6 protein-coding genes are annotated in these 8,773 nt (G+C 64.8%); 1 reads left to right on the top strand and 5 read right to left on the bottom strand.

Annotation, left to right across the window (positions count from 1 at the left end; all coding sequences use genetic code 11):
* Together BLX41_RS34640 and BLX41_RS06825 are read right to left on the bottom strand one after the other, a co-directional pair.
* On the bottom strand, positions 1-717 hold a 717-nt coding region (locus BLX41_RS34640; protein WP_259744503.1), incomplete at its 3' end, for an isocitrate/isopropylmalate family dehydrogenase.
* Positions 718-877: 160 nt separating this feature from the next.
* Positions 878-1,780 carry a LysR family transcriptional regulator gene (locus BLX41_RS06825; RefSeq protein WP_123724293.1) on the bottom strand — a complete coding sequence of 301 codons (903 nt, stop codon included), beginning with the start codon at positions 1,778-1,780 and terminating at the stop codon, positions 878-880.
* A gap of 384 nt (positions 1,781-2,164) precedes the next feature.
* Here BLX41_RS06825 and BLX41_RS06830 point away from each other — a divergent pair, with 384 nt between their 5' ends.
* Positions 2,165-4,186: a hypothetical protein gene (locus BLX41_RS06830; RefSeq protein WP_123724294.1), complete on the top strand. Its 2,022-nt coding sequence runs from the start codon at positions 2,165-2,167 to the stop codon at positions 4,184-4,186.
* Positions 4,187-4,265: 79 nt separating this feature from the next.
* On the opposite strand, the gene BLX41_RS06835 is transcribed toward BLX41_RS06830, so the two are convergent.
* The 3 genes from BLX41_RS06835 to BLX41_RS06845 all read right to left on the bottom strand — a co-directional run bounded on the left by BLX41_RS06835 (position 4,266) and on the right by BLX41_RS06845 (position 8,348).
* Positions 4,266-4,997: a copper chaperone gene (locus BLX41_RS06835; RefSeq protein WP_123724295.1), complete on the bottom strand. Its 732-nt coding sequence runs from the start codon at positions 4,995-4,997 to the stop codon at positions 4,266-4,268.
* A gap of 5 nt (positions 4,998-5,002) precedes the next feature.
* Positions 5,003-6,580, bottom strand: a complete 1,578-nt coding sequence (locus BLX41_RS06840) for a tyrosinase family protein (RefSeq protein ID WP_123724296.1) — start codon at positions 6,578-6,580, stop codon at positions 5,003-5,005.
* Positions 6,581-6,701: 121 nt separating this feature from the next.
* Positions 6,702-8,348, bottom strand: coding sequence for a phospholipase D-like domain-containing protein (locus BLX41_RS06845; protein ID WP_123724297.1), 1,647 nt, complete (start codon positions 8,346-8,348; stop codon positions 6,702-6,704).
* Positions 8,349-8,773: the final 425 nt, after the last annotated feature.

Genomic DNA, 8,773 nt, shown 5'->3' on the forward strand with positions numbered 1-8,773 from the left:
ATGCTGGACGAAGTGCGCGCAGAGAATGTCGATGTGGAACTTGCGGGTATCGACCTGGGGATAGGCCTTGGCGAGCTGCTCCACCCGCTCGTCCCAGAACGGCATGGTGATGGCGATGCCGTTGGACTTGGTGGCCGCCACCAGGTTGCGCCGGGGACGGCGGCTGGCCAGCTCGAAGGCGTACTTCACCACCCGGTCGACCCCGTGACGGGAGAACACCGACTCCTGCAGGGCAATCTCCCGCGGGGTGCCCTCCCACATGCGGCCACCGACGCTGGAGTATTCGCCTTCGGTGTTTTCCCGGACCACGATGAAATCGATGTCCCCCGGCACCCGTCCGGCCAGGGGACACGGCACCCCGGGCATCAGGCGCACCGGACGGATATTCACGTATTGGTCGAACTGGCGGCGGATCTTCAGCAGCGAGTCCCAGACCGCAATATGGTCGGGGACGATGTCGGGGGCGCCGACGGCGCCGAAGAAGATCGCCTCGTGGTCGCAGATCTGCTCGGCCCAGTCCTCGGGCATCATGCTGCCATGGGCCTGGTAGTGCTCGCTGCACCAGTTGAAGTGATCGAACTCAAGATCGATGCCGAAGCGCCGGCTGACGGCTTCCAGCACGCGCAGGCCTTCGGGAACCACTTCGCGGCCGATGCCGTCACCGGCGATCACGGCAATGCGGTGGCACGGTTTTACAGCGGGATTGATCCTGGACAAGCCGTATCTCCTGGTCTGACGTGTTGTTGTTATCGAGGCAGGTCAAGCGCACGGGCGAGCCCATTCTGGGCACCGGGAGCGCCAGAGGGAATTGCTCATTGTGGAAACCGCCTTCGCAAAATTCGAAGGCGCGCGGCGCGGGTCCGCCAGGGGCACGCGGCTAGGGCGGCGGCGTCCCACTCTGATCGCAGTCAGCCAGGTAGTCGAACAGCGCGCGACTGGCCAGGGACGGTTGCTCCTGGCGTCGGCACAGGTACATCTGGCGATCGGCCCAGGGGTCGTCGATTTCGATAAAACGCAAGGCCATCTCCTTGCGAAAGATCTGCACCGCGCCCTGGGGCAACACCCCCACGCCCTGCCCGGCGGCGATCAGCCGGCACACCGCCTCGAAGCTGCGCACCTGCACCCGCAGGCGCAGAGGCATGCTCACCGCAGCCGCAGCCTCGGTGATCAACGGGGTAATGGCGGCGTTGTCCTCCAAGCCGACGAAGTCGTAGCCCAACAGGTCCTGGAACCGCGCATGGCTCATCTTGAACGGATGATCCTGGGGCACGATCAGGCACAGACGGTCACGGCAGTAGGGCTTGAAGTACAGGTCCCGGGCCTGGGGCAAGGTGGTGACGATGCCCACATCGGCGATGCCGTCGCGCACCGCCAGGAGAATCTCGCGGCTGCGCTCCTCGCGGATGTCCACACGAATCCCCGGGTGCAGGTCGCTCCACTGGGTCAATTGCCGGGGCAGTTCCTGGCTCATCGCCGAGCTGTTGGCGTACAGGCTGACCCGGCCGGTGGCGCCCTTGGCAAAGTCGGCCAGGTCAGCGTGCATCACATCCACCGCCCGCAGGATGCTCCGGGCATGCTCGGCCAGGGCCTGCCCCGCCGCCGTCGGCTGCACCCCGGTGGAGGTGCGGGTCAGCAGCGCCACCTTGAAATGCTGCTCCAGCAGCGACAGGCGCCGGCTGGCGGCCGACAGCGACAGGTGCGACTGCTCGGCGGCCCGGGACAGGTTGCCCAGGGTCAGGGCCTTGAGAAACAGCTCGATGGAAGTCAGGTCCGGAGACATGGCGAAGTCCTTGTGCGCAGTCCGTGAAAACTACGCAGTTGGCGCCACCCTGTCCAACGCTGCGGTGACGGTCCAGGTTCCTTGGAGAACGCCCTGCCGGTCAGCACCGGCGATCTCGAACATCGTCCGACAATAACTGGAAAAGCCCCGTGTATACGGGCGTGAACAGGCACTGATGGCGAACTGGCATTTCGCCAGAACTGAACAATACTAGGTCGCGACGGACCTCCCTGTCCGCCTCCCAGCGAAAAGGACTTCAGCATGAAACCTCAAGAGCGGGACTGCCTGGCCCTGGCCAAGCCGGACGGCCCGTTGTGCGTCGCCCGCCACGGCCACGACAACGACTGAACCCTCCCGAGAATCGCCTGCAAGGAGCCCCCCAGCATGGACGTCCCCTTCCGCACGACCCTGGCCGCCGGCCTGTTGCTCGCCGCCTGCGCTGCCCAGGCCCACACCATGAACCATGGCGCCGACGAACGGGTCGTCAGCTTCACCCCGGTGCCGCCGGACACCCCCTACCTGCAAGTCCTGCACAAGTGCGTCAGCCCTCAGGACACCGAGGCCGACCAATTGCTCTCGGGCCTGGGCGGTACCCGTTACCCCCTGGTCAGTCTCAAGCAGCCGGAGCAGGTCCAGGCCTTCTACAGCCAGGGCATGGCCCTGCAATACGGCTTCAATTTCTCGGCGGCGATCCGCGCCTTCTACCAGGCCAGCCGCTTCGACGAAGGCGCGGCCATGCCCTATTGGGGCATTGCCCTGTCAGCCAACTCCAACATCAACAGTGTCGCCACCACCGGCTGCAACCAGCTGGCCCATCGCTCGGCGCAGATCGCCCTGGAGCACGCCAGTGCCCGGCTCAAGGACAGCGCCGCCCAGGGCGCCTTCACCCCGCGCCAACTGCAGCGTGAAGTGGAATACGCCAACGCACTGCTGAGTCTCTACAGCGAAAAGGATGGCCAGGTCAGCCTCAGCGCCGCCGGCAACAAACGCTACGCTGACGCCATGAAAACCCTGTCGGAGGACTACTTCGACGACCTCGACGCGGCCACGCTGTACGCTGACGCCCTGCTCAGCCTCGACCCCTGGAAGTGGTGGGACGGTACTGAGGCGGTGTCCGACGAGGTCAAGCCGACCCCGGCCGCCTACGAGGCGTTGCAAGTCCTGAACCGGGTGCTGGTCCAGGACGATCGGCACACCGGGGCCAATCACTTCTACATTCACGCCATCGAAGAGTCTCCCTTCCCCGCCAGCGGCCTGCCCATGGCCGATCGCTTCCGCGACCAGAACCCGGCCATCGGCCATCTGGTGCACATGGCCTCGCACATCTACCAGCGCACCGGCAACAATGCCCTGGCCAGCGTCGCCAACTACACCGCCGTCTCGGTGGACCGCGCCTATGCCCATCAGGTCCAGCCGCAAAGCCCCTATGCCTTGCACTACCTGGGGCACAACATCCACTTCCTGACCTGGACCCTGTCCATCGAAGGCCGGCAGAACGAATCCCTGAACATGGCCGAGGAACTGGTGGAGAACACCACCCGCTACTCGGCCATGCCCTTCCTTTGCCAGCAGTACCCCGAAGAGCTCAAGACCAAGACCGACTATTTCTACGCGGTGCCCTACTACTTTGCCGTGCGCTTCGAGGACTGGGACGCCCTGGCACGGATCGAACCGAAGATCGACGCCGGCCTGGCCACCATCAACCAGACCTGCCGCGAGGCGAACCAGGGAACGGACAAGCACTGGCAGGACTTGACCAGGCCCTACACTCAACTAATGAAGGCCTATGCTCTGGCGTACCGGCAACTGAGCACCCAGAACCTGAACCAGGACCAGGCCCGCGACACCCTCAAGGGGTTCTGGCAGGCCGTCGCCACCTCGCCCCAGCCCCTGACCGGCAAGGACGCCCTGCAATATGGCAACAATCCGGCGCTGCAGCTGCTGCGCATCGCCAACCTGACTCTGCTCGACCGCGCCCAGACCGGTGCCGCCGGCCCACTGGACCTGACAGCCCTCAAAAGCCTGGGCAACCAGGTATTCAACAACGCTAAAGAAGGCCTCAACGCTGACCTGCAGGCCCTGACGGGCGATGCCGGCCAGCAGCAGATTGCCGCCTGGCGCAAGGCGGTGGAGGTGCAAGACGCCCTGGCCTACAACGAGCCGCCGGACTGGTACTACACCCTGCGCGAGTCCCTGGGTTACGCCTTGCTGACGCAGAAACGCTATGCCGAGGCGGAACAGGTGTTCCGCGAAGATCTGGCGGGCAATCGCCTCAGCGGCCGCTCCCTCAACGGCCTGAAGCTGAGCCTGGAAAACCAGCCCGGCAAACAGGTCCCGGCGTTGCTCGAGGAGCAACTGCAAACCGCCTGGCGCAATGCCACGGTGAGCCCGGCGCCGAAGCTCTAGCCTCAGGCATGGCCAGCGTCCGGCCCAGCTGCAACGCCGGGCCGGGCGTTGTGTCACCCAGAGCCGGACGGGCCCTGCTTCACGGGCGCCAGCACAGGGCCAACGGCCAGTACCATTGCGCAGGACGCGGCCGTAGCAGGCGTTCGTAGAGCATCCATAGGGTGCACAACAGCATCAGCAACAGGTGCCCCTGTTCCACCAGCAGCGGCAACAACATCAGCGGCCAGCAGGAGCCCACGCACCAACTTCCGACCGTCACGCCGAACCCCAGGCAGTCACGGACAAAGCGCCAGCCGAATGCGGCGATTCGCGATTGCCGATGACACTGGTTCAGGCAGTGCTGCTTGAACGGCGACGCCTGCCACAGCAGACACAGGACCAGGGCCGCCCCCAGGCTCGGCAGGGACGACAGCCCCAACCAAAGCCGCGCCACCATCACCAGGCCCAGCAACACCAGCCCCATCAGGCTCCAGACCGCGACAAAACCCAGCACGAACAGGCTCACCGCCTGCCAGCGCTTGCGCCGCAGGCTGCGGTGCCAGACGTACCTCAGTGGCTGTACCAGCAACAATGGCGTCATGGCCAGCAGCATCAGCAGCCAGGCCAGCACCAGCGGTCCCGGAGGATTGAACAGCAGCGCCTGCTCCAGCCCCTGCCAGCCCAGGGCATACCCGGCCGCCGGCAAGCTGCCGCAGAACGCCGGGATCGACAGCAGCGCCGTCGACCCCAGCAGCCATCCCCAACCGCAGAGGCTGGCCAGCAGCAACCAAGGCACTGCACCACGCCCCAGGCCCTGCAGATAGGCCCTCACGCCCCTCAGCCTCCCAGCCGCGTGAGACTGACCCGCGCGACCGTCACCTGATCCTCCGGACGGACCGGGGCCTTGGAGATGAAACGAACATCCAGCTGATCCGCCGAGGTGATGCCGTTCAAGTGCAAGGCATCGATGATGTCGGTGATCTCAAATACCTCGGTGATGCCCTGGCCGCCGTGATCACCGTCCGCCCGGCAGGCCTGGCACATGCCGAACAACGACAGCACACCGGCACGCAATTCCGGATGCTGGGTCGGGTCGGCGCCTGGCGGCAGGTTGATGTAGACCTGCAACACGATCGAATCGCGTTTGCCACGGATGTTCTCCAGGTTGAGGAATACCCGGTCCGGTGGGGTCAGGTCGGCGGCCAACAGGTTTGACTTGAGGCTGCTGAACACCTTCTGGGTACTGGCCTTGTCCAGCAGCACCCGGGTCTGTGTCGAGCTGCCGACGAGGTCCAGCGGTGCCTGATTGGCGCCGATCAATTCACTGTTCTGCTCGTTGCTCATCAGTAGCCCCAGGGTAGAGAACTGCTGCACTTGATTGGCCGCCAGCCCCAGGCGTGCCAGGCGCCGGTGCAGCGGATGGACGGTTGGCTTGGCCGCGGTGCTGGTGTCGTAGCGATAGTCGAGAGCGGGCGCCAGGGTGTCGAGCATCTGCGCCACCTTGAACTTCCACGGTTGCCCGCTGACGGTGGGCACGACAAAGGGCCGGTTCAGGCCGGTCGGGCCGTTGTACCAGTCGGGTACATCAGGGTTCTGATGCTCCACGTTGCTGTCCAGCCAAACCTGCCAGAGGCGGTCGATGTTGGCGTGGTGCAGCCAGAAGATCGGGTCCAGGGCGGCTGTCTGGGGATAGCTCATCAAGCCCTGAGCCGGCTGCTGGCCCTCGGGCACCGGCGTGACCTGATCCTCACCGCCCACTTCGGTATGCACGATATTGTGCGGGCGCGCCTCCAGGCCGCCACGGATACCGCTCTGGTGCCCGCCCAGGCTGCTTGGGGTGCCACCAAAACCCGGTGGGTTGCCCATGTAGCCGCCTTCGAACACCGGATCATCCAGGCATCCAAGGCCGATCATGTCGGCCAGCAGCACCACCTTGCCGTTGCCATCGGGGCCGTAGCGGCGCGCGACGTACAGCGGGTTTTTCCCCCCACCATCAGGCAGGGTCCGGGCGGCAAAGGACGGCGGCAGCCGCAGGGTGTCCTCGTTCTCGTTGTAGTTCCAGTACGGCAACGCCCAGTCCTTGGGGCCACCGAGCTTGACCACGGCATCGCGGACAATCTGCTCGAAGGACGCTACGTAGCCGCGATGCCAGGGCAGGAACATCCAGTTGGAATGCTGGCATTGTTTCCAGTACAGCTGACGCTCGTTTTCGGCAGGCAGTTTTTCGCCCTTGTGCAGATAACCGGCGTCGCGCCACATGCCTTCGTCAAACCCGTGAATCGCCGCGAGGAACCGCCAACTGGTGCGATCGGTGATCGGTCGCTGTTGCAAAACGCCGACCGCCTTGGCGTACCAGAGCAAGGTGTCATCCCAGTCGCTGTCGAATTTCCATACATCACGCCGAACATGAACCATGGCCTATCTCCCTGATAAAACCGCGCTACAGAGGACGGATTTCCTCCGTTGGCAACGCTAGATCAGGCGATATCAGTCTGCCTGTTCCGGTCCCTTAAAAGCGGACCGGCGGCAGGGCCTTTCAGCGCCCGGCAAAGCGCAGGCGCGACAGCTGGCGCAAATCCCCTTCCAGGTAGTAATCATTGCTCCAGCTGTCGTCCACCGCCAGTGGCCGGACCTGCTTGAGGGCCAACTGCCTGGCGAAGTAGCGAAACCGGTAATGCTCATAGAAACGCAGCAGTTCCAGGCCGTAGCGATCCGCCAGATCGGTGTCGCCACGGATGATCAGGTAATTCTCGTCATTGCTCTGGCTGGCGCCGACGCTGAGGTTGTGGCTGCCGCTGATGATCACCGGGGCCTCGCTGGTGAAGTCGGTCACCAGCGCCTTGGTGTGCACCAGCAGGTTGCCCCTCTGGCCCTTCAGACCCTCCTTGAGCCAGCCTTCCAGGCCCTTGTTGAGCAAGGCGGTGGCGGCGAACTCGGCGGTGCGGTCGGCGTGGAAGCCGGTAATGCGGCTGGCGGTGTTTTGCAGGCCATAACGCAGCACATCGTCGTGGGGCTGGCCGAGCAAGGCGTCGAGAATCCTGTCGGGCAAGGCGAAGGCGGTGACAAACAGCAGGTCGCGGCGGGCACCGTTGATGATGTCGACGAACTCACTGAGATCGCCCTGCCCCCTGCGCGGGGAAAAACCGGCGAACAGCGGTGCATCCGGCTGCATGGGATTGTCCTGGGTCAACCATCTACGGGTGGCGCCCACGTCCGTCGGCGCCTGCCAGATCTGCTCGAACACCTGTAGATAGCGCCCGGCAATGTCCGGGTGATCGAGGCTGTGCAGCACATTGGCCTGGCGGTAGACCCCGTTGGCGGTGAAGTTGGTGCTACCGCAGAGCACCGCTTCGGGCTGGCGCTGGCCGGCGGCGTCGAGGCGGCTGAGGACGATGAACTTGTCATGGAAAATCCCGTGGGTCACCCGCCCGCGTTTGCTGTCCTCGGGCAGGTGCTGCAGGCTGGCCTGGTTCTGCGTGGTGTCGTCGTCCCCGGGGCCGGCGTGGTACAGCACCCGCACTTGCACGCCACGGTCGAAGGCGGCGTTGACCGCGTCAACGACGGCCTGCAACTGGTACTCGTAGATGGCGATATCCAGGCTCCAGCTGGCATCCGTGGCGCGCTGGATAAACCCCAGAAGCGTCTCCAGCAGACCGTTTTCCAGCCATTGCCGCGGGGCATCGGGCCAGGACTCGATGGGCAGTTTCTTGTTGCTACTGAGCAACGCATCCAGTTCGGGAAACTTGCGCGAGAAGGCCTGGCTGGCGGCCACGGCACGGTTGAAGATCACCTGCTGCCCCGGCGGCTGGCCGTTGTCGGCGGTGATGCTCAGTTCCAGGGCCTCCCCCAGTTGCGGCGCATCGGGGCTGCCGTAGGCCAGATGAACCCGATAGTTGAGGGTGGTGCCGGGGCGGACCGCGTAGTCGGCCCAGCGAAATTTCTGTAGCGGCGCCTGATCGCTGGGGGTGGCGTTGTATTGGGGGAAGGTATGGGTCTTGTCGGGAAAGGTCAGGCTATTGAACAGAAACAGCCAGGGCTTGCTGCCGACCTGCTTCTCGATGGCGAACCCCAGCAGCCCCTTGCGCCGTGACGCATCCAGATCCATGGCCAGCAACACACCGTTGGTCCCGGCATAGGCCTTGACCCGGAAATCGTCCTTATCGTTACGCACCAGTACCCGCATGGAGTCACTCCTGTGAAAGACACCCGCGAAGCGTAGCCGCTCCCGCGGACCCCACAAAAAACGTCCCACAACGCCCCCCTGTAGGAGCCGGCTGGCCGGCGATGAGGCCCGCAAACCTTGCACCGCCCTGGCCGGCGTCTTCGCTGGCAAGCCAGCTCCTACGGGGGAATTTTCATCCCTCGCCAACACCGCCACCTGTAGGAGCCGGCTGGCCGGCGAAGAGGCCCGCAAGCCTTGCACCGCCCTGGCCGGCGCCTTCGCTGGCAAGCCAGCTCCTACGGGGGAGTTTTCATCCCTCGCCAACACCGCCACCTGTAGGAGCCGGCTGGCCGGCGAAGAGGCCCGCAAACCTTGCACCGCCCTGGCTGGCGCCTTCGCTGGCAAGCCAGCTCCTACGGGGGAGTTTTCATCCCTCGCCAACACCG

Origin of the sequence: Pseudomonas protegens, from assembly GCF_003732485.1 — a bacterium.
Classification (GTDB): Bacteria; Pseudomonadota; Gammaproteobacteria; order Pseudomonadales; family Pseudomonadaceae; genus Aquipseudomonas; species Aquipseudomonas protegens_B.